20 protein-coding genes are annotated in these 25,449 nt (G+C 65.0%); 8 read left to right on the forward strand and 12 right to left on the reverse strand.

The window, feature by feature from the left end:
- Positions 1-5 precede the first annotated feature (5 nt).
- From AC50YA_RS03850 to dinB, 7 genes are all read right to left on the reverse strand, one after another.
- Positions 6-1,643 (reverse strand): UDP-N-acetylmuramoyl-L-alanyl-D-glutamate--2,6-diaminopimelate ligase, encoded by a 1,638-nt coding sequence (locus tag AC50YA_RS03850; RefSeq protein ID WP_494981035.1) that lies wholly within the window; start codon positions 1,641-1,643, stop codon positions 6-8.
- Between the two features lie 89 nt (positions 1,644-1,732).
- Complete coding sequence (locus AC50YA_RS03855; RefSeq protein WP_494981036.1) at positions 1,733-3,535, reverse strand: peptidoglycan D,D-transpeptidase FtsI family protein; 1,803 nt, start codon at positions 3,533-3,535, stop codon at positions 1,733-1,735.
- Between the two features lie 63 nt (positions 3,536-3,598).
- Positions 3,599-4,288, reverse strand: a complete 690-nt coding sequence (gene ftsL, locus AC50YA_RS03860) for a cell division protein FtsL (RefSeq protein ID WP_494981037.1) — start codon at positions 4,286-4,288, stop codon at positions 3,599-3,601.
- Positions 4,285-5,277 (reverse strand): 16S rRNA (cytosine(1402)-N(4))-methyltransferase RsmH, encoded by a 993-nt coding sequence (rsmH, locus tag AC50YA_RS03865; RefSeq protein ID WP_494981038.1) that lies wholly within the window; start codon positions 5,275-5,277, stop codon positions 4,285-4,287. The genes ftsL and rsmH overlap by 4 nt, the downstream gene beginning before the upstream one ends.
- Positions 5,278-5,447: 170 nt before the next feature.
- Entirely contained in the window at positions 5,448-5,876 is a 429-nt protein-coding gene (gene mraZ / locus AC50YA_RS03870) for a division/cell wall cluster transcriptional repressor MraZ (protein WP_494981039.1), read from the reverse strand.
- 487 nt (positions 5,877-6,363) lie between these two features.
- On the reverse strand, positions 6,364-6,738 hold the full coding sequence (locus tag AC50YA_RS03875; protein ID WP_494981040.1) for an SCO2097 family morphological protein: 375 nt from the start codon (positions 6,736-6,738) through the stop codon (positions 6,364-6,366).
- 263 nt (positions 6,739-7,001) lie between these two features.
- On the reverse strand, positions 7,002-8,159 hold the full coding sequence (dinB, locus tag AC50YA_RS03880; RefSeq protein ID WP_494981093.1) for a DNA polymerase IV: 1,158 nt from the start codon (positions 8,157-8,159) through the stop codon (positions 7,002-7,004).
- Between the two features lie 140 nt (positions 8,160-8,299).
- Here dinB and AC50YA_RS03885 point away from each other — a divergent pair, with 140 nt between their 5' ends.
- Positions 8,300-8,827 carry a hypothetical protein gene (locus AC50YA_RS03885; protein ID WP_494981041.1) on the forward strand — a complete coding sequence of 176 codons (528 nt, stop codon included), beginning with the start codon at positions 8,300-8,302 and terminating at the stop codon, positions 8,825-8,827.
- A complete protein-coding gene (locus tag AC50YA_RS03890) occupies positions 8,824-9,918 on the forward strand; it encodes a polyprenyl synthetase family protein (protein ID WP_494981042.1) in 1,095 nt (364 codons plus the stop codon). Before AC50YA_RS03885 ends, AC50YA_RS03890 begins: the two co-directional genes overlap by 4 nt.
- Positions 9,919-9,978: 60 nt before the next feature.
- Here AC50YA_RS03890 and AC50YA_RS03895 read toward each other — a convergent pair whose 3' ends face one another.
- On the reverse strand, positions 9,979-10,332 hold the full coding sequence (locus tag AC50YA_RS03895; RefSeq protein WP_494981043.1) for an Rv2175c family DNA-binding protein: 354 nt from the start codon (positions 10,330-10,332) through the stop codon (positions 9,979-9,981).
- A gap of 240 nt (positions 10,333-10,572) precedes the next feature.
- Here AC50YA_RS03895 and AC50YA_RS03900 point away from each other — a divergent pair, with 240 nt between their 5' ends.
- Positions 10,573-12,000: a lytic transglycosylase gene (locus AC50YA_RS03900; RefSeq protein ID WP_494981044.1), complete on the forward strand. Its 1,428-nt coding sequence runs from the start codon at positions 10,573-10,575 to the stop codon at positions 11,998-12,000.
- Positions 12,001-12,081: 81 nt separating this feature from the next.
- The gene (pknB, locus tag AC50YA_RS03905; RefSeq protein WP_494981045.1) at positions 12,082-14,172 is read left to right on the forward strand and encodes a Stk1 family PASTA domain-containing Ser/Thr kinase; all 2,091 of its coding nucleotides are present in this window, start codon (positions 12,082-12,084) and stop codon (positions 14,170-14,172) included.
- Positions 14,173-14,224: 52 nt separating this feature from the next.
- On the opposite strand, the gene AC50YA_RS03910 is transcribed toward pknB, so the two are convergent.
- Complete coding sequence (locus tag AC50YA_RS03910) at positions 14,225-15,616, reverse strand: class II 3-deoxy-7-phosphoheptulonate synthase (protein WP_494981046.1); 1,392 nt, start codon at positions 15,614-15,616, stop codon at positions 14,225-14,227.
- 71 nt (positions 15,617-15,687) lie between these two features.
- Positions 15,688-16,467 (reverse strand): lysophospholipid acyltransferase family protein, encoded by a 780-nt coding sequence (locus tag AC50YA_RS03915; RefSeq protein WP_494981047.1) that lies wholly within the window; start codon positions 16,465-16,467, stop codon positions 15,688-15,690.
- Between the two features lie 111 nt (positions 16,468-16,578).
- Between AC50YA_RS03915 and AC50YA_RS03920 the strand changes: the two genes are divergently transcribed.
- From AC50YA_RS03920 to AC50YA_RS03930, 3 genes are read left to right on the forward strand one after another with little or no spacing between them, the layout of a single operon-like run.
- Positions 16,579-17,400, forward strand: coding sequence for an alpha/beta hydrolase (locus AC50YA_RS03920; protein ID WP_494981048.1), 822 nt, complete (start codon positions 16,579-16,581; stop codon positions 17,398-17,400).
- The gene (locus tag AC50YA_RS03925; RefSeq protein WP_494981049.1) at positions 17,397-18,191 is read left to right on the forward strand and encodes an alpha/beta hydrolase; all 795 of its coding nucleotides are present in this window, start codon (positions 17,397-17,399) and stop codon (positions 18,189-18,191) included. The genes AC50YA_RS03920 and AC50YA_RS03925 overlap by 4 nt, the downstream gene beginning before the upstream one ends.
- Positions 18,184-18,852 (forward strand): hypothetical protein, encoded by a 669-nt coding sequence (locus tag AC50YA_RS03930; RefSeq protein WP_494981050.1) that lies wholly within the window; start codon positions 18,184-18,186, stop codon positions 18,850-18,852. The genes AC50YA_RS03925 and AC50YA_RS03930 overlap by 8 nt, the downstream gene beginning before the upstream one ends.
- Positions 18,853-18,862: 10 nt before the next feature.
- On the opposite strand, the gene AC50YA_RS03935 is transcribed toward AC50YA_RS03930, so the two are convergent.
- Complete coding sequence (locus AC50YA_RS03935; protein ID WP_494981051.1) at positions 18,863-19,951, reverse strand: ROK family glucokinase; 1,089 nt, start codon at positions 19,949-19,951, stop codon at positions 18,863-18,865.
- Positions 19,952-20,129: 178 nt separating this feature from the next.
- Between AC50YA_RS03935 and AC50YA_RS03940 the strand changes: the two genes are divergently transcribed.
- The gene (locus AC50YA_RS03940; protein ID WP_494981052.1) at positions 20,130-21,938 is read left to right on the forward strand and encodes an AMP-dependent synthetase/ligase; all 1,809 of its coding nucleotides are present in this window, start codon (positions 20,130-20,132) and stop codon (positions 21,936-21,938) included.
- A gap of 82 nt (positions 21,939-22,020) precedes the next feature.
- Here the strand turns inward: AC50YA_RS03940 and AC50YA_RS03945 are convergent, their stop codons facing one another.
- Complete coding sequence (locus AC50YA_RS03945; protein ID WP_494981053.1) at positions 22,021-25,422, reverse strand: pyruvate carboxylase; 3,402 nt, start codon at positions 25,420-25,422, stop codon at positions 22,021-22,023.
- Between the last annotated feature and the right edge of the window lie 27 nt (positions 25,423-25,449).

Here is a 25,449-nt window from a genome sequence, read left to right on the forward strand (position 1 = left end):
TCGGTCTAGGACTCTATCCGGTCGTCTCGGAGAACGTTGAATCCCCTGGCTGTCAAGGCGTTCCGCAGTTCCACGCGATCGTCCAGCGCAAGATTGACGCCCTTGACTTCCTGCCAGACCTCATGGCCGCGGCCGGCCACCAGGATGGTGTCGCCCGGACCGGCCAGTTCAACGGCCCGTCGGATGGCGGCATCGCGGGGGTACACCTCTTCGATGACACACCCCGGCGATTCCTGTTCGCGCGCTGACCGTGCGCCAGCCAGAACATCTGCCCTGATGGCCGCAGGGTCCTCATCGTGGGGGTCGTCGTCCGTGACGATGACAATGTCGGCCAGCTTTGCGGCGACCGCTCCCATGGCGGGCCGCTTGCCTTGGTCGCGCTGTCCGGTGGCTCCGAAAACCACGATCACCCGGGAGCCGGGCAGCGGTGATCTGACCGCTTCCAGTGCACGTGCCAGGGCATCAGTGTTGTGGGCGAAGTCCACTACGGCCGCCGGTTCTTCGGAGACGAGCTGCATGCGTCCTGGTACGGCAACGGTGAAGGGGTCATGGTGGTCCAGGGCGGCCTGCACGGTGGCGGCGTCCACTCCGCCGGCCAAGACCATAACCGTGGCCAGCGCCGCGTTGGCGACATTGAAAGCGCCCGGCAGGCCGGTGTGGACGGTGAGGTTGACGCCGTCGGGGCCCTGCAGGCTGAAGTCGGTTCCCAGCCCGCGCGCGGCGGTAGCCGTGACGGTCCAGTCCGCGGCTCCGCCGGGTGTCATCGAGAGGGTGGTGACCGGGATCCGCGCCCTGGCGGCAAGCCTGCGGCCCCATTCGTCGTCGACCGTCACTACAGCCCTGCGGGCACGGCCCGGCGTGAACAGTTCCGCCTTCGTGGCGAAGTAGTCCTCCATGGTTCCGTGCAGGTCCAGATGGTCCTGCGTCAGGTTCGTAAAGCCGGCAACGTCGAAGAGCACGCCGTCAACCCGCTGGAACGAAACGGCGTGGGAGGAGACTTCCATGGACGCGGCGTCCAGTCCGCGTTCCCGCATGAGGGCGAGCAAGCCGTGGAGATCCGGTGACTCAGGTGTGGTCAGGAGGCTGGGAACCGGTTCCCCGCCGGCCAGGATTTCGATGGTTCCGATCAGGCCGGTCTGCTGTCCGAGCGCACGGAGCAGGGCGTTGATGAAGTACGTGGTGGTGGTCTTGCCGTTGGTTCCCGTCACACCATACAAGTGCGGCGTCCGCCCGGCTGAGGGCTGGCTCTGGTAGATCATGGCGGACAGCGGCCCCACCACGTTGCGCGGCCCTGCCACCACCAGGACGGGCACGGCGGTGTCCGCAGACAACGCGAGAAGGCGTGCACCGGCGTCGTCGGTCAGGACTGCCACCGCTCCCCTGGCGACCGCCTGCGGCACAAAGTCGGCGCCATGGCGGGAAGCCCCCGGCAACGCCACATACAGATCGCCCTGTTCCACGGTTCGCGAATTCAGTGAAATCCCCGTAACGCTGACGGCCGCGGAATTGCCCGGGACCTGCACACCGATCGCGTCGCCGATCGTGTCCAGGCGGACCGCAGCAACTGCCGTAGGCCTGAACCGCGCGGGGGCTGGTTCCCCTGCCGGCCCCGCGTTGCTGGCTGGTGCGTTCTGCTCTGACAAGGGAATCTCCGATGGTGGTACTAGTGGATCATGCCCGCGGGAGACTGCTTCCGCTGCGGGCGATAAGGGAACTGCTGCCTGGCTTGATGCTACTTGGCGTACTGCGGCAGCCTGGCAGGTTCGCCCGTGGACGGCTGGACGTTATAGGTGCGCAGCGCCTGGCTCATAACCGAACGGAACACCGGCCCCTGCGTAATGCCGTAGATATTGCCCTTGGGACGCTGCAGTACAACCTCAACAATAAACCGGGGATCATCCATCGGTGCCATCCCCACGATGGAAGCGGTGTAGCCGCAGAACCCTGACTTCCCGTCGTCGCACGGCGATTCAGAGGTTCCGGTTTTTGCCCCCACCCGGTATCCGTCGATCGCGGCGTCCTTGATCTGGCCTTCGGTCACCGCGCTTTCCAGGATGTCCTGGACCTGCTGCGCGGTGCCGTCCGAGACCACCTGCCGGGAAGGCTGCGGGGCGACCTTCTGCTCTGTTCCGTCAGGTGAAATGTAAGCATCAATCAGGCGCGGCTGGAGCATCACACCGTTGTTGGCGATCGTCTGGAAGGCGCGGACCGTCTGCAAGGTGGACTGCGACACACCCTGGCCGAACAGCACCGTGTATTCCTGGCGGCCGTCCCACTGGTCCGCCGGGGTGAGAATGCCGGAGGCCGTAGACGGCAAGCCGATGTCCGGGGCTTCACCGATGCCGAATTTCTTAAGCCAGTCGTACCGTTGTTCCTTGGTCAGCCGCGAGCCGGCCGCCACGGTGCCGGTGTTCATGGACCAACCCAGGATGCCGGCGAGTGTGCGCTCTTCGGTGCCATGGGTAAAGGCGTCTGTGAAGGTCTGGCCGTCCACGGTGTACGACGGTCCGAGAGTGAAAGTATCCAGGGGGCTGGATTTTCCTTCCTCAATCAGGGCGGCAGCCGTGATCATCTTCTGTACCGAGCCGGGCTCGTACGCTGCAGTCACGGAGCGCACGCCGCGGTCCTTCGCCGCTACCCGGCCAGGATCATTCGGATCCGGGGCGTTAGTGTCCGCCATCGCGACAATGTCACCGGTCTTGGCGTCCATCACGGTGATGACGCCCCACTCGGCGCCTTGTTTGTCCGACTGGCTCTGAATGGCCTGCTGGGCGAAATACTGGAGATCGGAGTTGAGGGTGAGCTTGACGTCCTTGCCGTCCTCCGGCGGTGTCAGTTCATCCACGCCGACAGGAATCCGCAGACCGTCAGCGCCGATCTCGAAGAGCCGCTTGCCGTCCTTCCCGCGCAGCAGCCCATCCTGGGTCTGCTCGATCCCCGCCTGGCCGGTGTTGCCGTCCTGGAGGAAGCCGATAATGCCGCCGGCCACGGAACCGTTGGGGTATACGCGTTTGCTGACGCCCACCGTGTCGACGCCAGGAATGCTGAGTTCCGATACCCTAAGCTCCACGTCCGGCTTCAGGTCCTTCGCCACGATGTAATAACCTTGTTCGCCGGTGACTGCCTCGCGGACGGCGTCGAGGTCCATGCCAAGGGCAGCGGCAAGCTCCCGCAGGCCCTGCTCCCGGGTCACCTCTACCACCTTGTCCTTGCCATCCACCTGGTCAAAGCGTGGGAATGTTTCGGTCTTGGTGTTGACTCTCTGGTCCACCACAACGTTGTAGCGGATCACACTGTTGGCCAGGACCGTCCCGTTGGCGTCCAGGATGCTGCCGCGTTCGGCGGGGAGGGAAGTCTCGCGCATCCGGTAGTCGAGCGCAGCGGCGGCCATCCCGCCGACGTCGAGCCCTTGGACGAAGAAGAGCTTGCCGCCGACCACTAACAGCAGCGTCAGCATAATGCCCAGGCCGAGGCGCAGTCGCTTGGTGGCGTTAGGGGCCTTGCCGCTTTTTGCCTTGCCGGTCCTCTGCGCCACCGTGATTTCCTTGCTGCTCGCCTTGTTGCCTGTATTAGTGCCTGACTGGCTGTCCCTCAGCGGCTACCGGTTAGACCCGGGCACCTTCTGTTCGGGTGCCGGAACCGAACCGCCGTGGAGCTCCGCGGCAGGTGCCGGTGGTGCGGGCGCCTTAGCCGGTGGTGCTGCAGCGGCAGGTGCAGCCGCCGCGGCGGGTGCCGCTGCAGGGGCCGGCTCCTCGGCAGCCGGTTTACGGTTCGTCAGCGGCTCCCACTTCGTTGCCGGGGGAACCACTGTGAGCACTCCTTCGATGGCTGGAGCAGGGATCACGGATCCAGCCGCGCCACCCTTCACAGCCGGAGTTGCCTTGCCCGTGACTGCAAGGGTGGAGAGGTCGATCTGGCCTTTGACTGTGGAAGCTACCATTCCCAGGTCTGAGGCCTTGGCTGCCAGGTTCTGGGGAGCCTCGAAGTTTTGGACCTGCTGTGTCAGGTCCTGGTTCTGCTTGGTCAGCGTGCTCTGTTTGCTCCTCAGTTCCACCAACTGGTACTGGGAGGTAGAGACTGAGATGTTCAGGACCAGCACGGCGACGAGCGCAACGGCGAGCAGGGCGAAACACATCACCACAAACGGCGCGCGGCGCTTCTTCGGAGCGGAACGCACCACCGACAGGGGTGTGCGTTCCCTGCGGCCGGCGCCAGAGGGAAGCGTCCTGATCGCCGGGGCGCTGCTGCCGGAGACGATCGGAAAGTTCTTGACGGCGGCAGTGCTCATGCGTCTCTCCTGGCTCTGATACGTTCTACGGCCCGCAGCCTTGCAGAGGCTGCGCGCGGATTTTCTGCAATCTCGACGGCGGTGGGTACCTCGGTGCCCTTGGTCAGGGTTTTGAGGAAGGCCTTGTGTTCCTCAAGTTCCACCGGAAATCCGAGCGGCGCGGAGGATTTGGAGCCAGCCTGGAAAACGGATTTGACGATTTTGTCCTCGAGGGAGTGGTACGACATCACCACGACGCGTCCGCCCAGGGCCGTTGCTGCCACGGCTGCCGGAACAGCGCGCTCCAGCACGTCCAGTTCCTCATTCACTTCGATGCGTAGTGCCTGGAACGTCCGCTTGGCAGGGTGGCCGCCCGATTTGGCGGCTGCCGCCGGAACCACGGAGCGGATCTGTTCCACCAGTTCCCCTGTGGTGGCGAACGGCTTGACAGTCCTCGCCGCGACAATCCTGTTGGCGATCCGGCCAGCGAACTTCTCCTCGCCCCACTTCCGGATGATCCGGACGAGGTCCTCTTCGCTGTAGTTGTTGACCACGTCTGCCGCGGTCTGCCCGCGGCTGGTGTCCATCCGCATGTCCAGCGGAGCGTCAAAAGAGTAGGCGAAGCCACGCTGACGCTCGTCCAGCTGCAGGGATGACACGCCCAGGTCCATCAGGATGCCATGAACGTGGGCTACGCCCAGGTCCTCGAGGACGTCGGCGATTTCGTCGTAGACGGCGTGGACCAGGTCCGTCCGGGAAGCGAAGGGTGCGAGCCGCTCCCCTGCCAGTGCCAGCGCTTCCTCGTCACGATCGATGCCGATCAGATGCAGGTCAGGGAAACGCTCCAGCATTGCTTCGGAGTGGCCACCCATGCCGAGCGTCGCATCAATGGCGATGGGGGTTTCGCCGCGGAGGCGGGCCGCTTCAAATCCGGGGGCCAACAAATTAATGCACCGGTCCTTGAGGACCGGCACATGGCGTTCGGACGTTGGCTTCGGGTCATCGTTCATGCCTTCGTCCTTTCCTGCCGTAGGTGTTGGTGTGCTGCTTCTTGAGCCAGATCCCCATCCGCGCCTATCATCCTGCCGGCCTGGCTCCGGGGAAGTGAGGCCAGGTTGACTGTCCGATGGGCGGCTGGAGATCTCGTTCAAGAAGCGGTTCCGCCGGGCCGTTCAGGTGATCACAGAATCCCCGGAATGGCATCGTCGGTTTCGGAGAAGGCGGTTTCCTTCTCCGCGAGGTACTCGTTCCAGGCCTGGGCATCCCAGATCTCGGCGCGGGTTCCTGCACCGATGACGGCCAGTTCCCTGCCGAGGCCTGCGTACTCCCGGAGCGCGGCCGGAATGGTTACGCGCCCTTGCTTGTCAGGTACCTCGTCCGAGGCTCCAGAGAGAAAGACGCGGATGTAGTCCCGGGCCTGCTTGGAGGAAATGGGCGCCTCCCGCATTTGCTCGTGGACACGTGCAAATTCCTGCTCACTGAAGACGTAGATGCAACGCTCCTGTCCCCTGGTGAGAACAAGTCCGTTGGCAAGTTCCTCGCGGAACTTGGCGGGGAGGATAATTCGGCCCTTTTCGTCCAGACGTGGCGAGTGCGTGCCCAGAAACACTGGCCCACCGCCTGTCTGCCGTCAGGAACTGCACATCCCCTGCGTTGCAACTACCCTCTTATGCCCTCCACATTACTCCACTTTCCACCACAGTCAACGCGAATCAGGCCAATATTCACCCCTTTCAAACCTTTGTCCCCCAAATGGCGCGGGAGTAGGAGGTGGATGGAAGTGGAGGGTCCCGTAGCCGTTTCGGCTCGAACCATAAGTGCCCGACGGCGGTGACACGCCCCCGTCGCACCGTCATCTGACGCCGGCGGCGTTTCAGCGGGCGCCCGGCTCCCGCAATCAGGTAGCAGTACGTGTCGTTATGGTCCAAAAGGACACTTACTGCGACCTGCCTGGGGAGAGTTCGGGCGGTTGAAGGCGGTTAAAAGCAGAAGACCCGCCGTGGCGGGTCTTCGGCTGCGGTCATCCTGACCGAGGGGAGCGAAGTGGAGGACAGTGCGGCGCGAAGGCCCGCGATACCGGACCTACAGGCGCTGCTCTAGGATTCGTCGCGGCGACGCTCGTCCCAGCGCTCTTCCAGACTGGACATAAATGAACTCCGGGGCTTTCCGGATTTACCTGTGCCAGGTGCGGAGCGCTGCTTGCCGCCGGCAGAGTTGCGCATTGTGGCGAAGTACACACCGCCGCCCATCACCACAAAGCCCAGGACACCGACGAAGATGTTCTGGACCGTCACGCCGACCAGGAGCAGGGCGATCCCCGCGAGGGTGCAGAGGACACCAATCACGATGTGACGGGTGGACCACGTTCGTCCAGGATCCGAACCCATGGAATTCGCGAATTTCGGATCGTCCTCGTGCAGCTGCTTCTCCAGCTGCTCCAGCAGCTTCTGTTCGTGCTCCGAGAGCGGCATCACGACCTCCTTAAGTAGGCCAACGTCCGGGCTGGTCCCATCCCGTACTACTGCTCCAATAACGACCGGCATGCCCGGGAGGTTCCCGCCCCGCCGACGATGGCGGGATGCGAACACCGGCGTGCGGGCCTTGGAACTGCAGCATATCCAAGAAGTCCGGCAATAACTGAAAACTATGTACATATAAGGATAGTTTGTCGGGGGCCGTTCTGAAAGACGGCCATCACCTCCCTGAACCAAGCACGCAACCTGTCGGCGCCCTGCTAAGGCCCGTTTCCGGAATCCAGCAAACTGGCGGGGAGCACAGATTTGCTGCCGAACTTTCGACTTACCTCATCCAGCACCTGTTCTGCCGCCCGCCAGTTGTCATCCCGGCGGTCAAAGCTCAGCTGGAGGGACGTGTGGGCGGTGTCTTCGAGCTGCTCCGCCCGGATGCCAACAAGCCGCACGGTCATGGGACGACTCCCCAATGATTCCAGGAGCTGGATGGCCACGGCATACAGCAGTTGGGCGCTGTCAACGGGTGTGTGGACAGTACGGCTCCTGGTGATGGTGGAAAAATCGGCATAGCGGAGTTTTAATGCCACCGTTCTTGCCACCATCCCCGAACTCCGCAGCCGTCCTGCCGTCCGGTGGGAAAGCCGCAGCAGCTCCCGGGCGATCAGGGCGTCATCGCCGGTGTCCACGGCGAAGGTCTCTTCGGCCCCGATGCTCTTCTCCAGCCTCACGGGGGTCACGGGCCGCGGATCGATCCCCCACGACAGCCGGTAGACGTGTTCACCGGTGGCACCCAGCATTTTCTTAAGGGAGGACACCGGCGTGGCAGCCACGTCCGCCACGGTCCTGATGCCCATCCGGGCAAGGACGTCCGTGGTCTTGGCGCCTATGCCCCACAACGCCCCGACGGGCAGACTGTGGAGGTAGGGCACCGTCTCCTCGGGTCCAATCAGCAACAGCCCGTCAGGTTTGCAACGCGTGGAAGCAATTTTGGCTACGAACTTACTGGCGGCTATGCCCACGGAGGCTGTAATGCCCAGTTCGGCGGCCACCCGGCGTCGGATCAGTTCACCTATTTCGCGCGGGGGTCCCAACCGCCGGATGGCGCCGCCGACGTCCAGGAAGGCTTCGTCGACACTCAGCGGCTCCACCAGATCGGTGATGGACTCGAAGATTTCCATCAGCTGGGCGGAAACCTCGTAGTACAGCTTGTGGCGCGGTTCAATGATGACTGCCTTGGGGCACATCCTGGCTGCGACCACCATGGGCATGGCGGACTTCACTCCGAACGCACGGGCTTCATACGACGCCGAGAGGACCACTGAGCGGTCCGCAGGAAATCCTACGATCACCGGTTTGCCCCGGAGTTCCGGCCGGGTGCGAAGCTCCACTGCGACGAAGAATGCATCCATGTCCACGTGCATGATGCAGTTACGCCGGAGCTCACGAAGACCCGCTTCGGTGTACTGGTTGTTCCGCTCAGGCCCCACACCGGCAATTGTATCGGTTGGTACTGACTAAACTGGAGGCTGAATCCGGCATCAACACCAGGAGGACAGTCCCTGTGACCGTCATGAGAAGTCTTAAGCCAACAGGATTAGCGGCTCTTGCCGCGGGCGCAATGCTGGCCCTTGCTGCCTGCAGCCCCGCGGAGCCCGGAGTGACATCTTCCCCCTCAGTTGCATCCTCACCAGCATCCGGCAGCGCCAGCATCACCGCGTCCGCCAGCCCGACGGCGTCGCCGGGGACTTCCGCCACCGTTGGGACAATCGTGGCAGGGTTCCCGGAAGCGCTGCTCCCCCTGATGCCCGGCGCCACGGTGATTTCGAGCAGCTTTGACAAGACGTCATCGCCCGCCACGGCGGCACTCGTGGCCAGCATCAACGCCCCGACTGCCGCCGTCGTGGATTTCTACACAAAGCACCTGGAGGCGCAGGGATTCAAAGCCGTCCCCGGCGACGCTGTGGGCGCCGTCGCTTCCAAGGACTTCGTCCGGAACGACTCCGAGACGGTCAACATCGCCGCCGTCGAAGCGGCCGGTGTCTCCACGTTCACCATCGGCGCCAACGTGGCTGCTGAGTCAGCCAAGTGAGCGTTTCGGAGCAGTTGAGGATTGAGCAGACTGCATTCGTTGCAGCTGTTGCCGGTGAGCTGACAGACTTCCTCACCACACGGCAATCGCTCATGGCCGCCATTTCACCCGATATCGATCCCATTATGGGTTCCATTTCCAACCTGGTGACCGGCGGAAAACGGCTCCGTGCCCTTATGTGTTACTGGGGGTGGCGCGGCGCGGGCGGCGAGCAGGAGGCCGAGGAAATCGTGACGGCGGGATCGGCCCTGGAGCTTTTCCAGGCAGCTGCCCTGATCCACGACGACATCATTGACCGCTCGGACACGCGGCGCGGCGGGCCCAGCGTGCATCGCCGCTTCAGCCAGCTGCACCAAGCGCAAGGCTGGGCGCTGGACAGCGAGCGGTTTGGGCATGCAGCCGCGATCCTGACCGGGGATCTGTGCCTCTCCTTCAGCGAGGAGGCCTTCACGGACATCGGCGAACAGGCGGGCGCGGGCAGCCGGGCGCGGCTGATCTTCAACCTCATGCGTGCCGAGGTCATGGCGGGGCAGTACCTTGACATCCTGGAGGAAGTGGCCGGTCCTGTCCGGGACCGGGCCGGAGCAGTGACAAGGGCACAGTCCATCATCAGGTTCAAGTCCGCCAAATATTCCACTGAGCACCCGCTGGCGCTTGGCGGCGCCCTGGCAGGCGCTCCGGACGAGTTGCTCCGGGGCTACTCGGCCTTCGCGCTGCCGCTGGGCGAGGCGTTCCAACTGCGCGACGACGTCCTGGGCGTCTTTGGGGACCCTGTCACTACAGGCAAGCCGGCAGGTGACGATCTCCGCGAAGGCAAGCGGACCGTACTCATTGCCCTCGCACTCGGCCAGGCATCAACCGCAGAATCGGCATTTATCGATGCGAAGCTGGGCAGCCCTGACCTGGGCGACGCCGATGTGGCCGAGATCCGCCGGATCATCGAAGAGTCGGGGGCGCTTCAGGCGACTGAAGTGCTGATCACCGAATTCGGCGCCGCGGCGTATGACGCGCTGGAACAGCTGCCGCTGGACGAACTGCCCAAGACTGCACTGCGTAAATTGGCGGAAGCCACGGTCAGCCGCGCGTCCTGACGTTGGCGCTGGTCTTGGCCACCCCCGAGGGCCCGGCGTTGTCCGGGCCCTTTGCGTGGCTTACCAGGCCAGGGTCTGGGCCCGGCGCCTGATTTCCGTCTTGCGGCCTTCCCGCAAGGCATCAATCGGCCGGCCGCGGAGCGACTCGTCGGGGGTAAACAGCCAGACGATCAGGTCCTCGTCGGAATAGCCGGCGTCCGCCAGGACCACAATGGTCCCCTTAAGGCTGTCAACAACCTGGCCGTTCAGGAAAAACGCGGCTGGAACTGAGCGTATCCGCCGTTCCCCGACCCGCAGGGCCGCCAGCGCGCGTTCATCAATAAGGCCGTGGACTCTCGTAATCGAAACGTCCAACAACTGCGCGACATCCGGCAGGGGCAGCCACTCGCCCACAAGGCTTTCTACGTTACTCACGGATCAAGATTGCCACGGCCGGAGCCCTGCCGCCTAGTCGGCAATGGCGGCCATTGCCGTGAATCACACGACACTCCACAAAACTCTTTATGCCGCATGCGGCGGAATTCTTGTGCTATGCGAAATTTCGTGAGAGATTCACATAGATCACATTTGTAACAGCAATAACTTAAGTAACACTAGTATCAATAGTCACATAGCATCTCCCGTCCCCGGCAGTTGAAGAAGAGGATTCTTTCCATGACGACGTCCCGCTCGCCAAAGCTGCCCCCCAGGCAGAGCCTGCCCATGATTGCTGTCACCACAGCGGCGCTTCCTGCGGTTGTCTTGTCGTCGTTGGCCCTCGCCCAGCCTGCTGCCGCAGAGGCACCTGCCCGCGCCATCCCGGCAACCCTTGCCGCCGCGATGAAGGCCCAGGCCGCCGAAGCAAAAACTGCCCTGATCCCGGCGGCTTCTGTTTCCATTACTATTCCGGCTGCCTTCCAGCCCATGCAGCCGGCGGCACCCGCGGAGTACACCATCGCCCGTGGCGACACGATCAGCGGAATTGCCGGCAAATTCGGACTGAACACCTACGAGGTCCTCAAGCTCAATAACCTCCAGCCGAACACCATCATTTACCCCGGCCAGAAGATCAAACTGTCCGGCTCGGGTTCCGCCGCTGCGCCAGCTCCGGCGCCGGCGGCCCCCGCCGCGGCCGCTCCGGCCAGCGCCGGAGGCAGCTACACGGTAAAGGCCGGCGATACGCTCGGCGCCATCGCGGCCCGGTACAACGTCAGCGTGGCCGATGTTTTCAGCTGGAACGGCCTGAACATGCGCTCCATCATCTACCCGGGCCAGAAGATCAACGTCGGCGCAGGTGCTCCCGCAGCCCCGGCTGCGGCCGTCCAGCCTTCGTCCGCTCCCGCGGCACCGGCGGCTCCCGCCCCCGCTCCTGCGGCGCCCGCTCCCGCTCCCGCTCCCGGCGGTTCATACACGATCAAGGCCGGCGACACCCTGTCAGCGATCGCCTCCAGGCACGGCGTGAAGCTCTCGGACATCCTGGCCGCCAACCAGCTGAGCATGACTACTGTCATCTACCCCGGCAACAAGCTGGTCATTCCTGGCGCCTCCATTCAGCCCGCTTCCTCCACCCCGACCACCCCGGGGGCCCCGGCAGCCCCCGCGGCCCCCGCCGCGCCGCTCGTCCCGGGCACTTTCCTGGGCTTTACCTACCCCGCGGTAGTTGTGAGCTCTGCCAACGAGAACAAGGCCCTGCTGAACGCCTCTCCCGTCCCGTCCCGGGCCGAAATGCGCGCAATTGTGGCCGACACGGCCCGCCAAATGGGAGTGGACCCCTCACTGGCACTGGCCTTCGCGCACCAGGAGTCAGGCTTTGACCAGCGTGCGGTGTCACCGGCCAACGCGATCGGCACCATGCAGGTCATCCCGTCCTCCGGGCAGTGGGCCTCAGACCTCGTAGGGCGGAAGCTGAACCTGCTGGACCCCTACGACAACGCAACGGCCGGCGTGGCGATCATCAAGCGGCTTATCGCCACCAGCAAGGACCAGGACACAGCAATTGCCGGGTACTACCAGGGCCAGTACTCGGTCAGCAAATACGGCATGTACGACGACACCAAGGTTTACGTAGCTGCCATCAAGGCGCACCAGCAGAACTTCGGCTAAGCCACCAGCCCAGGGATAACGATAAGGGTCCGGACCGCACGTCGGTTCGGACCCTTTTCCATGCGGGATTAGGATCGTAGGGTGCAGGAACAAGTGTCAGACCGTCTCGTGGGAACGCTGGTGGACAACCGCTACGCCGTCCGCTCCAAACTCGCGCGTGGCGGCATGTCCACCGTATATCTGGCCACGGATCTCCGGCTTGAGCGCGATGTTGCCCTCAAGGTCCTCCATCCCCATCTCGCCACCGACGAGACGTTCCTGGACCGGCTGGGCCGCGAGGCAAAGGCCGCCGCGAAGCTGTCCCACGCCCATGTAGTGGGCGTCCTGGACCAGGGTAACGACGGCCAGACGGCCTATCTGGTGATGGAACACATCAAGGGCCACACCCTCCGGGACGTCATTAGGTCCAAAGGCGCACTGCCTCCCCGGCTGGCCCTTGCGCTGATTGATCCGGTGGTGCAGGGCCTCGGCGCCGCCCACGCCGCGGGGCTGATCCACCGGGACGTAAAACCGGAGAACGTCCTGATCGCCGACGACGGCCGTATCAAGATCGGCGACTTCGGACTGGCCCGTGCGGTAACGACGTCCACAAGCACCGGGACACTGATCGGTACCGTGGGTTACCTCTCCCCCGAGCTTGTGCTGGGAAAGCAGGCTGACACCCGGAGCGATATCTACTCCGTGGGCATCATGCTCTATGAAATGCTGACCGGCCAGCAGCCGTACGACGGCGAGGTCCCCATCCAGGTTGCGTACAAGCACGTGAATGAAACCGTCGGTCCGCCGTCAGCCCTGGTGCCTGGCCTTGCCACCGAGGTGGATGAACTTGTCCAGTGGTGCACCGCAAACGATCCCGAGAACCGCCCGGTGGACGGCAACGCCCTGCTGCAGGAACTGCGCCACATCCGGACCAACCTCACGGACACCGAACTGGACCTCATTGCGCCTGCAGCGACCCCGGGAGGGCAGCAGAACCCTACCGAGATCATCGCCCGCACTAACAACCCAACAGCAGTGATGTCGTCCTTCTCCCGGCCGCAGCCACAGCACCCACCGCATGCTCCGCATGCCCTGTATCCGCCCGACGCCGACTACCGGCCCGGCGAACAGTACCGGCCGGAACTGCAGTACAGGCCGCAAACGCATTACGGGCCCGCTGATCAGGACGCGGCCCCGGCTGCGGTACCCCTCAGCAAACGCGCCCAGCGTAAGCTCGACAAGGAGCACGAGAAGGCAAGGTCCCGGGCTGCGGCGACCCCGGTCCGGAGCCTGCGGGAAGGCAACCCGCGGCGCCGCGGCGTCCTCTGGGTGGTGGTTCTGGTCATCATCGCGTTGCTTGCCACGGGCGCCGGCTGGTTCTTCGGCATGGGTCCCGGGTCACCGGCCACCATTCCGGCGGTCGCCAACAAGTCAGTGGCCCAGGCCCAACAACTGCTAAGCGAGGCGGGATTCCAGTCACGCACCAACGACGTCTTCGACGACGCCGTTCCCTCCGGACTCGTTGTGGGCTCCGACCCGACCGCCGGCACCGAGACCAGGAAGTTCCAGCCTGTGTCCCTGTTTGTTTCCAAGGGCCCGCAACTGTTTGAACTCCCGAAACTGACCGGCGGAACGCTGGACGACGCGAAAAACGCCCTGAACAAAGCCGAGATGGCGCTGGGTACCGTCACTGAACAATTTGATGACGCCGTTGCAGTTGGCGTCGTGATGGCCCAGGATCCGGCCGCCGCGACTCCCGCGCGCCACGGCACACCGGTGAATCTTCTGGTCTCCAAGGGGCCGCAGCCGATCCCCGTTCCGTCAGTCGTCGGACTGGAGGAAAACGCCGCCGTCGACGCCCTTGAGGCGGCCGGCCTCAAGGCTGAGGTCGCGAAGGACGAGGTCAACGATCCCAAGGTGCCCAAGGGGTCGGTGGCCGCCCAATCGCCGGCGACCGGCACCCTGACAAAGGGCGGGACAGTGACGCTGACCATTTCCGACGGACCCAAGCTCGTGGACGTCCCCAGCTTCATCGGTAAACAAGCCAAAGAAGCCGAAGAAGCCCTGCGCGCGTTGGGCTTCGAGGTACGGGTGAACAATATCCTCGGCGGCTTCTTCGGCACGGTACGGGATCAGGACCCGGTGAAGAAGAAAGTGCCTGAAGGCTCCGTCGTGACCCTCACGGTGGTGTAGCCGGCGGGCCGCCTGCCACACCACCGCGGAAGGGAGACTCCGCGCCAGGCGGTCAGTGCTTGGCCAGTGCCCCTGCCACCAGGAACGCCATTTCGAGGGACTGCATGTGGTTCAGGCGTGGATCGCAGACCGACTCGTACTTGTCGAGGAACGCTTCCTGGTCCACCGGGTCGGCACCGCCCAGGCATTCGGCGACGTCGTCACCGGTCATCTCCACGTGGAGGCCACCGGGAACCGTGCCCAGGGCCTGGTGGACTTCGAAGAACCCGCGCACTTCGTCAATGACGTCGTCGAAGTTGCGGGTCTTGTAGCCGTTGGGCGAGGTGACGGTGTTTCCGTGCATCGGATCGGTGACCCAAAGAACCTTGGCGCCGGAGGCAGTCACCTTCTCCACGATGGCCGGAAGCTTCTCGCGGATATTGCCCGCGCCCATACGCGTGATAAAGGTCAGCCTGCCCGGCTCCCGCTCGGGGTCCAGCTTGTCGATGAGGCGCAGGGCGTCGTCGCCAGTTGTCGAGGGGCCCAGCTTCACGCCAATGGGGTTCCGCACGCGTGAGAGGAAATCAACGTGCGCGTGGTCAAGTTCCCGCGTACGCTCCCCGATCCACAGGAAATGAGCAGACGTGTCATACGGGAAACCGGTCCGCGAATCGATGCGGGTCAGTGCACGCTCGTAGTCCAGCAGCAGGGCCTCGTGGCTGGCGAAAAACTCCACCCGCTTGAGTGCCTCGAAATCAGCACCGCAGGAGGCCATGAACTTGATGGCGCGGTCGATGTCACGGGCCAGTGACTCGTAGCGGGCGTGCGCAGGGTTTTCGGTGAAACCCTTGTTCCAGTGGTGCACCAGGCGCAGATCGGCAAAGCCGCCCTGCGTGAAGGCCCTGATGAGGTTCAGCGTGGAGGCGGACGTGTGGTACGCCTTGAGCATCCGGGCGGCGTCATGGCCACGGGACTCGGGGGTGAACTCGTAGCCGTTGACGATGTCGCCGCGGTACGCCGGCAGGGTCACGCCGTCGCGGGTCTCGTCATTGGAGGAGCGGGGCTTGGCGAACTGGCCGGCCATCCGGCCCATCTTGATGACCGGCATCGCTGCACCATAGGTGAGCACCACGGCCATCTGGAGGATGGTCTTGACCCGGGCACTGATCTTATCCGCCGTTGCAGCTTCAAAGGTCTCAGCGCAGTCGCCACCCTGCAGCAGGAAAGCTTTGCCCTCCGCCGCAGCCGCCAGCCGCTCACGGAGAATGTCTACTTCGCCGGCGAAAACCAGCGGCGGGAGCACGGAAAGTTCCCCGACAGATGCGGCGAAAACGTCCTTGTCCTGCCAGCTGGGCTGCTGGGAAACGGGAAGGTCACGCCAATCATCAAGGCCAGGATAATTGGCTGCTCCGCTCTGGGCGGTGCTGGACAGCGAAAAGGCAGGTTTTGCAGATAGCTCAGTCACTATCTAAGACTAATGTGCGCGGCTGGCTTCAGGACACCTGACCGTCACGCGTACCGAGAGCGGCGTCACAGTCAGCCGGCTGCCGGCGCCTTGCCCTCAGTATCAGTGCCGGCAGCCCCGCCGTCAGTTTCGGCGCGTTTCGCGGAGGCACCGCCAGCCTCGGTGGCCGCTGCTCCCGCAAGGCGGAGCTTGACCACGGCAGCGTACTCGTCCACGTACTCCTGGCCGGAGAGCCGCATCAGCTCGAACATGATCTCGTCGGTAACCTTGCGCTGTATCAGCCGGTCCTCCACCTGGTCTGCGTACTGGCTGAAATCCAGCGGAGCACCGAAAATCATGCCGATCCGCCGGATATTCGGCATCCGTTTGCCGATGGGCTGAACCTTGTCCGTGCCGATCATTGCCACGGGAATCACGGACACACCAGCTTCCAGGGCCAGCCTGGCGACTCCCACCTTTCCCCGGTACAGGCGTGCGTCGGGGCTGCGGGTCCCTTCCGGGTAGATGCCCAGCAGTCCACCGCCGGTGAGGACATCCATGCCGGCGTTGAGCGAAACGGCCGACGCCGCGCCGCCGGACCTGTCCATGGGCAGCTGGTTGGTGAGCCTGAAGAACAGGGCCGTCAGCCTGCCTTTGATGCCCGTGCCGGTGAAGTACTCGGACTTGGCCAGGAAAACAACCGGCCTGCGAACCGTCAGCGGCATAAAGATGGAGTCGGAGAAAGACAGGTGGTTCGAGGCGATAATGGCCGCCCCCTGCGCCGGAACGTTATCCAGGCCCTTGACCCAAGGGCGGAAAAGAAGCCGCAAAACCGGCCCCAGGAAGATCCTCTTCATGACCCAATAGAACACGTGACGAACCTCTCCGGAAACCGTCCAGCCAGCCCTTCGTCGGGCCGGGCGGGCACTCCAATGCAACCCTACTCTAGTGAGATTTGTCCCGAACAATGACACGATGGTGTCATGACAGAAAGCAGCATCGCGCCCCGGCCTGCCGCTTTCAGCTACCCCGGCCACGGACCCAACGCCACCACCGGGATTGCCATCTGCCATGGCTTCACGGGGAGCCCGCTCAGCGTCCTGCCCTGGGCAGAGCACCTTGCCGCCCAGGGATTTGCGGTGTCGGTACCGCTCCTGCCCGGCCACGGGACGGACTGGCGGCAGCTCGCGCGCTCAAACTGGCGCGACTGGTACGGGACTTTCGAATCGGCGTACCTGGAGCTGAGCGCCCGGACGGAGCAGTGTTTTGTGGCCGGCCTCTCGATGGGCGGCGCCATTGCGTTGCTGACGGCCGCCAGGCATCCCGTGGCTGGCGTCTCTTTGGTGAATCCCGGCCTCAGCTTCTATGACCGCCGTGTGCGTGTCATCGGAGTGCTCAAGTATTTCCAGCGCACCACTTTGCCCATCCAGGAGGAACAGCCCACGGCGGGAGTCACCAATGACGGCGACTACTCGCGGACTCCGTTGGCAGCCGTGCACGAGCTCAAGAAGCTTTTCGGCATGGCCACCCGCGGGCTGCACCAGGTCACTGCCCCGGTGCAGGTGTTCAAGTCCCAGTCTGATGTTGTGGTGCCGGCCACCTCGCTCCTGACGTTGCGGCAGCGTTTGGGCCCGCGGCTGGTGGAGGTAGTGGACCTGCACAACAGCGGACATGTGGCCACCCTGGATGTTGATGCGCCTGAGATCTTTGCCCGTTCCAGCGGATTCTTCCTCGCCCACACACCCAGCACTGCACCGTCAGCCCGAACCGCGGCCACACCTCACACCACCTCGGAGACTTCATGACCGGCCTACCGGACCACAGCCCTTTCAGCAGTCCCGTCAACGGCGACGGATCCCGGATCGGAGTGGTCCTCTCACACGGGTTCACCGGCAGTCCGCACGGGCTGCGCGCGTGGGCCCAGACGCTCGCCGACGCCGGCTTCGCTGTACGCATGCCGCTGCTGCCCGGGCACGGCACCAGCTGGCAGGAGCTTGCGCGCACGCGCTGGCCGCAGTGGCACGGCGCCGTGGACGACGCATACCTGGACCTGGAATCCGACTGTGACCACGTCTTCGTCGCCGGACTGAGCATGGGCGGTGCCCTGGCCCTGAGAATTGCCGCCACCCGGCCCGTAGCCGGGGTGATCGTGGTGAACCCCGGACTCGTCATCGACGATCCCCGCGCGCCCTTGGCCGGCATCCTGAAACTGGTCCTGAAGAGCACTCCGGCCATTGCCAACGACATCCTCAAACCCGGGATGGACGAGGGCGCCTACCCCAGGACGCCCGTAGCCGCGGCCCATGAGCTGAACAAGATGTTCAAGGACACCATCCGGTTACTCCCCCGCATCACCGCGCCCGTACGGGTTTTCCGCTCCACCGTGGACCATGTGGTCTCGGACACGAGTGTGGCAGCGCTGCGCCGCGGCCTGACCAACGCACCGCTGACACTGACCACCCTGGAGAACAGCTACCACGTGGCAACACTTGATAACGACGCCGAGGAGATCTTCCGCGGGTCCGCCGACTTCATCCGGGCGGTGGTTGCGGGCACGGCAGCAGCCCAGGTCCAGGAGGGTACCGGCCATGAATAGGCCGGACTCCGGCTCACCGGACCAGAGCGCAAACCAGGACGATGCTGTGTGGCTGGACCTGGTGGCCCGGCTCGAAGAAAAGCCAGGAGACCATACCGGCACAGCGGAGCCGGGCAGTGCCACCTCCGCCGGTCCGGACGCCCCGGGCCAAGACGCCCCGGGCAGTAACGTGCAAGGTCCTGGCGCCAAGACTCCCGATCCAGCGGGCCCGGACGCCGTGGCCGGGTCCGGCAGGTCCGCGACGTTCCGCGACTTTGATCCGCTGGGTCTGGCGGGAACAGCCCCCACCGAACTGTCCGCAGCCGAACGGCAGGCCGCGATGCCGGGCGCCGGCGGGCAGGGCAGCGGCGAGGGGACCGGCAGCTACGGCCAGGGCGGCGCTGCTGACTTGGGCCCGCGTGACTATGCCGTGGAGGACGACGCCGGGGACTTCGTTCCCGAAGAACCGCCAAGCCTGGCCGGGACGGATCCCCTGACCATGCTTGCGTGGCTCGGCGCAATTGGTGCGCCTATCGCCTTGCTCCTGGCCGTGATGTTCTGGCGGTCCGCGCCGCTGCTGGCGATAGTGGGCATGGTGGCAGTGTTCATCCTTGCCGTGGTTTACCTGATCATGAAGCTGCCCCAGGAAAAAGACGAGAACGACGACGGCGCCCGCGTCTGAGGTGCGTCCGTCACCGCATGCGGCTGCTGACGCGGGACAGATCAGCCGCCCCGATGAGCCCCGCGTTTGGTCCGAGCGCTGCCAGCTCGATGCCGGCCGCCGGACGGAAGCCACGGCCCGTAAGGTTCCGGGCGAACGCCTTGCGCGCGGGCTCCACAAGCAGGTCCCCTGCCGAACATAGTCCCCCGCCGATCACAAACAGCCCCGGATCCAAAGCTGCCGCAAGGTTCGCCAATCCCAGGCCCAGCCATTCGCCCACTTCATCCAGGAGTTCGCGGCAGGCCGCGTCACCGGCGAGTGCAAGATCAGTAACAATCGCCCCGGTGATCTGCTCCGCGTCACCGCCGACGGTGGCCAGCAGTTCCTGGGCAACGGGCGAATTGGCGCGCGCCAGAATCCTCGCTTCCCGGCCCAGGGCGTTGCCGGAGGCGTACTGCTCCCAGCAGCCCCGGTTGCCGCACTCGCAACGCTGCCCGCCGGGCATGATGATCTGGTGGCCGAATTCGCCGGCTACACCAAACCGGCCGCGCTCCACCCGCCCGTCCATCACCATGGCACCGCCGATGCCGGTACCGAGGGTGATGCACACCAGCCTGTCCTCGCCCTGCCCCGCACCAAAGCGCCATTCCGCCCAGGCCGCGGCGTCGGCGTCGTTCGTCAGCAGCACAGGCCGGCGCAGCAGTCGCTGCAGGTTTTCCCGCAACGGCTCGTTGCGCCAGGCGAGGTGCGGACTGAAAAGCACGGTTCCGCCGTCCAGGTCCATCCACCCGGCCGCACCGATGCCTACTGACCAAACCCTGTGGCCGGCCCCGAGTTCGTCCACGAGCTCTACGATGACCTGCTCCACCGCTCGCGGGTCGCTGCCGGGGGTGGACCGCCGGGCCTCGCTCAGGATCCTTCCGTCGGCATCCACCACGCCGGCGGCGACCTTGGTGCCGCCGATATCAATGCCGATTGCCAGCCCCTTGCGCCCGAGCCGCAGGTGCTCGCGGAATGTATCCGCCTGCCTGGGCCGGGCCCTCAAGGCCAGCGGCCGCCGCCGCCAGGGGGCTGGACGTCGGAGCGGAGCGGCTGGCTCGCCGGGGGGCGTTACGTACATAGTGCTTCATTCTAGGGCGCGCCGGGCGGGGAGCGCCGGAGGCCGGGCCCACGGCCACCCCACTCCCCTTTGACTCATATGTTACTGGCCAGTAGGTTTGTTTCTGCACGGCCACGTTACAGGCGTATTAGTCTTTAGGCATACCCTGTGCGGGTCTATGGATATCAAAGGAGCTATAGTGCGCGAATTCAGTGTTCCGCCCCTGGTTGTTGTCCCACCGGAAACCAACATCACCGATCTTGTGCTTCGGCAGGCAGCCAAGCCCAGCAACCCGGCGCTCTTCTCGCGGCTGGACTCCGCAGGCGCCTGGCGGGACGTCTCCGCCACAGAGTTCCTGGCGGACGTCTCAGCCCTTGCGAAGGGCCTGATGGCCAGCGGCGTGGGAGCCGGCGACCGGGTGGGCATCATGTCCCGCACACGCTATGAGTGGGCCCTCATCGACTTCGCCATCTGGTTCGCCGGCGCCGTCTCAGTGCCCATCTACGAGACCTCATCTCCGTCGCAGGTTGCCTGGAACCTCGGCGATTCCGGGGCGGTGGCCGCGTTCGGCGAGGCCGCCCACCATGAGGACATCATCCGGCAGGCTGCCACCTCCGAAGGCCTCACCGCCCTCCAGCACGTCTGGCAGCTCGAAGGCGGCGGACTGGACGCCGTCCGTGAGGCCGGACGGGACGTCAGCGCCGCCGACCTTGAGGCCCGCCGCTCATCGGCGCGGCTCAGCGACGTTGCCACTCTCATCTACACCTCAGGCACCACCGGCCGGCCCAAGGGCTGCGAGCTGACCCACGGCAACTTCGTTGAGCTGTCCGACAACGCACTGGCACTGCTCGGCGACGTCGTCAACGAGCAGGCCAAAACCATCATGTTCCTGCCTTTGGCGCACGTCTTTGCACGGTTCATTTCGGTGCTGGCCGTGGCCGCCGGTGCCACTGTGGCGCACACCCCCGACATCAAGAACCTGCTGGCTGACCTGCAGAGCTACCAGCCCACGTTTATCCTGGCCGTCCCGCGCGTCTTCGAAAAGGTGTACAACTCGGCCCTGACAAAGGCCGAGGACGGCGGCAAGGGTGCCATTTTCCACAAGGCCACAGAGACCGCCATCGCGTACTCCAAAGCCAGGCAGGCCGGGCACGTTGGCCTGGGGCTGAAACTCAAGCACACGGTATTCGACAAACTCGTCTACGGAAAGCTGCGCGCTGCCATGGGCGGCAACGTGGCCCATGCCGTGTCCGGCGGCGGCCCGCTCGGCGAGCGGCTGGGCCACTTCTTCCAGGGCATCGGCCTGCAGATCCTTGAAGGCTATGGCCTCACGGAGACCACCGCCCCGATTTCCGTGAACACTCCTGCCCTGATCAAGATCGGTTCCGTAGGCAAGCCCCTGCCGGGCAACTCCGTCAAGATCGCCGAAGACGGCGAGATCCTTGCCAAGGGTGTTTGTGTGATGCGCGGCTACTACCAGCGCGATGACCTGATGGCGGATACGTTTGCCGACGGCTGGTTCCGCACCGGCGACATCGGACGGCTCGACGACAACGGCTTCCTGTGGATCACCGGCCGCAAGAAGGAAATCATTGTCACGGCCGGCGGCAAGAACGTGGTCCCGGCCCTGCTGGAAGACCAGATCCGGGCGGATGCCCTGGTCTCCCAGGTCCTGGTGGTGGGTGACAACCGGCCGTTCATCGGCGCACTGGTCACCCTGGACCAGGAGGCCCTGCCCGGCTGGCTCCAGCGGCACGGACTGCCGGCCACCACCACGCTCGACGAAGCGGTCGAGAACCCGGTGGTCAAGGCCGCCGTGCAGGACCTCATCACGCAGGCCAATGCCTCGGTGTCGCAGGCGGAGGCCATCAAGTCATTCCGGATCGTCGCTTCCGACTTCACGGAAGCGTCCGGCCACCTGACGCCGTCCATGAAGGTGAAGCGGGCCCAGGTAATGAAGGACTTCGAGACAGTCATCGAGGAAATGTACGGCGCGCCGCGCGGCTAAGCGGCAACGCAAAAAGGAAGGGCCCTCCCGGCGGAAGAAAACTTCCAAGCCGGGAGGGCCCTTCCTTTTATGCCTGGACTGCTTAGCCCTGCTCTACGACCAGGAGGAGGTCCCCGCCCTGGACCTGCTCCACCGCTGAGATGGCGAGCCGCGAGACCTTGCCTGCCACCGGCGTCGTAATGGACGCTTCCATCTTCATCGCCTCGATGGTGGCCACCGTGTCACCGGCCTTGACGGTGTCGCCGGCCGTGACGGTCACCGTGACGGCGCCGGCGAACGGCGCCGCAACGTGGCCGGGCCGGGCCGGGTCTGCCTTCTCGGCGGCCTTGACGTTGCTCACCACGGAGCGGTCACGGACCACAACGGGCCGGGACTGGCCGTTCAGGGTGCACATCACCGTACGCATGCCCTTTTCATCGGGCTCGGAAACGGCTTCCAGCGAGGCGATCAGCCGGACACCCTTCTCCAGCTGGATCTCGTGCTCGGCGCCGCGCTGCAGGCCGTAGAGGTAGTCGCGGGTGTCGAGGACGGAAATGTTGCCGTACGTCTCCACGCTCTTGAGGTAGTCCTTGGTGGGACCCTCGAAGAGCAGGCGGTTCAGCGTGCTCTGGCGGGTCTTGGAATCCCCCTTGAGCGCGGCGCTGTCCTCGGGGCTGAGGTCAACGTCGCGGACCTTGATGCTGCGGCCCTGAAGCGCCTTGGTGCGGAAAGGCTCCGGCCATCCTCCGGGCGGGTCGCCAAGTTCGCCGGACAGGAAGCCGATCACGGAGTCGGGGATGTCGTAGTTCTGCGGGTTTTCGTTGAAGTCCGACGGATCTGCGTTCAGCCCCACGAGGTGCAGGGCGAGGTCGCCCACCACCTTGGACGACGGCGTGACCTTCACCAAGCGGCCCAGGATCCGGTCCGCCGCGGTGTACATGTCCTCGATCGCCTCGAAGCGCTCCCCCAGGCCCAGCGCCATGGCCTGCTGGCGCAGGTTGGACAGCTGGCCGCCCGGGATTTCGTGCTGGTAAACACGGCCGGTGGGGCCTGGAAGGCCTGATTCGAACGGCGCGTACACGCGGCGCACTGCTTCCCAGTACGGCTCAAGGGAGCTGACGGCGTCAAGGCTCAAGCCGGTGTCCCGCGGGGTGTGCGCCAGCGCCGCCACAAGGGCGGAGGCGGACGGCTGGCTGGTGGTCCCGGCCAGTGAGGCGGAGGCAACGTCAACAGCGTCCACGCCGGCGTCAACTGCCGCCAGCAGGGTGGCCAGCTGGCCGCCTGCCGTGTCATGGGTGTGGAGGTGGACCGGGAGGTCGAAGCGTTCGCGCAGTGCAGCCACCAGCTTGGCGGCCGCTGCCGGGCGGAGTAGCCCGGCCATGTCCTTGATGGCCAGGATGTGGGCGCCGGCGTCCACAATCCGCTGCGCCAGTTCCAGGTAGTAGTCCAGCGTGTACAACTTCTCGTCCGGGTTCAGCATGTCGCCGGTGTAGCACAGTGCCACCTCGGCTACGGCTGTGCCGGTAGCCCGGACTGCGCGGATGGCAGGTGCCATCTGGTTCACGTCGTTCAGGGCATCGAAGATGCGGAAAATGTCGATTCCGGTGGCGGCGGCCTCGTTGACGAAGGCCACGGTCACCTCTTCCGGGTACGGCGTGTAGCCCACCGTGTTCCGGCCGCGCAGCAGCATCTGCAGGCAGACATTGGGCAGCGCTTTCCGCAGGGCCGCCAGGCGGTCCCAGGGGTCCTCTCCGAGGAAGCGCAGTGCCACATCGTAGGTCGCGCCGCCCCAGGCCTCAACGGACAGGAGTTCCGGCAGGAGGGCGGTGACCGCGGGGCCGGCGGCCACGAGGTCGCGGGTCCGCACGCGGGTGGCCAGCAGGGACTGGTGGGCATCGCGGAAGGTGGTGTCGGTGACGGCCACGGCGGTCTGCTCACGCAGGGCCTTGGCGAAACCTTCGGGGCCAAGCTCCAGCAGGCGCTGGCGCGATCCTGGTGCTGCCTGGTGATCCCCCACGGCGGGGAGTTTGGCGGCCGGATCCGAGTGCACTTTCAACTCGCCGTTGGGCTTGTTGACCGTGACTTCGGCCAGCCAGGTCAGGAGCTTGGTGCCGCGGTCGGCGGAGACCCGGGCCTTCAGCAGCTGGGGACGCTCGTCGATGAAGTTCGTGGCAACGTTGCCGCCAATGAAGTCGGCGTCGTCGAGCACGGCCTGCAGGAAGGAAATGTTAGTGGAGACACCACGGATGCGGAACTCCGCGAGTGCCCGGCGCGCGCGGGCCACGGCGGCCGGGTAGTCGCGGCCGCGGCAGCTCAGTTTCACGAGCAGGGAGTCGAAGTGCGGGCTGATTTCGGCACCCGAGTACACAGTGCCGCCGTCGAGCCTTACACCGGCACCGCCGGCGGAGCGGTAGCCGGTGATCTTCCCGACGTCGGGCCGGAACCCGTTGGCCGGGTCCTCGGTGGTGATGCGGCACTGCAGGGCTGCGCCCTTGAGCTGGACCGTCTCCTGGGAGAGGCCGAGGTCCGCGAGGGTCTCGCCGGAAGCGATCCGAAGCTGTGCCTGCACCAGGTCGACATCAGTCACTTCCTCGGTGACGGTGTGTTCGACCTGGATGCGGGGGTTCATTTCGATGAAGACGTGCTGTCCGGCGCGTTCGCCGACGGTGTCCACCAGGAACTCCACGGTTCCGGCGTTGACGTAGTTCAGGGCCTTGGCGAACTTCACCGCGTCACGGTAAAGGGCCTGGCGGATGCCTTCGTCCAGGTTGGGTGCGGGAGCGATCTCGATGACCTTCTGGTGACGGCGCTGGATGGAGCAGTCACGTTCGAAGAGGTGGATGACATTGCCCTCGGCGTCGGCAAGGATCTGCACCTCGATGTGGCGCGGGCGGAGCACTGCCTGCTCCAGGAACATCGTGGGGTCACCGAATGCCGCATCGGCTTCGCGCATGGCGGCCTGCAGCGCCTCGGGAAGGGCTTCCCTCGTGTCGACGCGGCGCATGCCACGGCCGCCGCCGCCGGCGACGGCCTTGGCGAAGATGGGGAAACCGATCTCGTCGGCTGCAGCGATCAGCTCATCCATGTCCTTCGAGGGTTCACTCGATTTCAGGACCGGAACACCGGCCTCGCGGGCAGCCTTCAGCGCTGCCACCTTGTTGCCGGCCAGCTCAAGCACCTCAGCCGGCGGGCCAACAAAGGTGATGCCCGCTTCCTTTGCTGCGCGGGCCAGGTCGGGGTTTTCCGACAGGAAGCCGTAGCCGGGGTAAATGGCGTCGGCGCCGGACTCCTTGGCGACGCGGACCACTTCGGCAACATCGAGGTAGGCCCGGACAGGATGCCCCACTTCGCCGATCAGATATGCCTCATCGGCTTTCTGGCGGTGGATCGAGTTTCGGTCCTCATTGGGGAAGACAGCAACGGTCTTGGCGCCCAGCTCGTAGCTGGCACGGAAGGCCCTGATCGCGATTTCGCCGCGGTTGGCCACCAGAATCTTGGAAAACATAATTCTCCTGCATCATTGCGGGTGTAT

It is taken from the genome of Pseudarthrobacter sp. RHLT3-21, assembly GCF_059383495.1.

Bases quoted from the DNA above. Each gene is read 5' to 3' on its own strand.
- ftsL (WP_494981037.1), bottom strand. From the start codon at position 4,288: ATGAGCACTGCCGCCGTCAAGAACTTTCCGATCGTCTCCGGCAGCAGC.
- rsmH (WP_494981038.1), bottom strand. From the start codon at position 5,277: ATGAACGATGACCCGAAGCCAACGTCCGAACGCCATGTGCCGGTCCTC.
- AC50YA_RS03875 (WP_494981040.1), bottom strand. From the start codon at position 6,738: ATGCCGCTCTCGGAGCACGAACAGAAGCTGCTGGAGCAGCTGGAGAAG.
- dinB (WP_494981093.1), bottom strand. From the start codon at position 8,159: ATGCACGTGGACATGGATGCATTCTTCGTCGCAGTGGAGCTTCGCACC.
- AC50YA_RS03900 (WP_494981044.1), top strand. From the start codon at position 10,573: ATGACGACGTCCCGCTCGCCAAAGCTGCCCCCCAGGCAGAGCCTGCCC.
- AC50YA_RS03920 (WP_494981048.1), top strand. From the start codon at position 16,579: ATGACAGAAAGCAGCATCGCGCCCCGGCCTGCCGCTTTCAGCTACCCC.
- AC50YA_RS03925 (WP_494981049.1), top strand. From the start codon at position 17,397: ATGACCGGCCTACCGGACCACAGCCCTTTCAGCAGTCCCGTCAACGGC.
- AC50YA_RS03930 (WP_494981050.1), top strand. From the start codon at position 18,184: ATGAATAGGCCGGACTCCGGCTCACCGGACCAGAGCGCAAACCAGGAC.
- AC50YA_RS03935 (WP_494981051.1), bottom strand. From the start codon at position 19,951: ATGTACGTAACGCCCCCCGGCGAGCCAGCCGCTCCGCTCCGACGTCCA.
- AC50YA_RS03945 (WP_494981053.1), bottom strand. From the start codon at position 25,422: ATGTTTTCCAAGATTCTGGTGGCCAACCGCGGCGAAATCGCGATCAGG.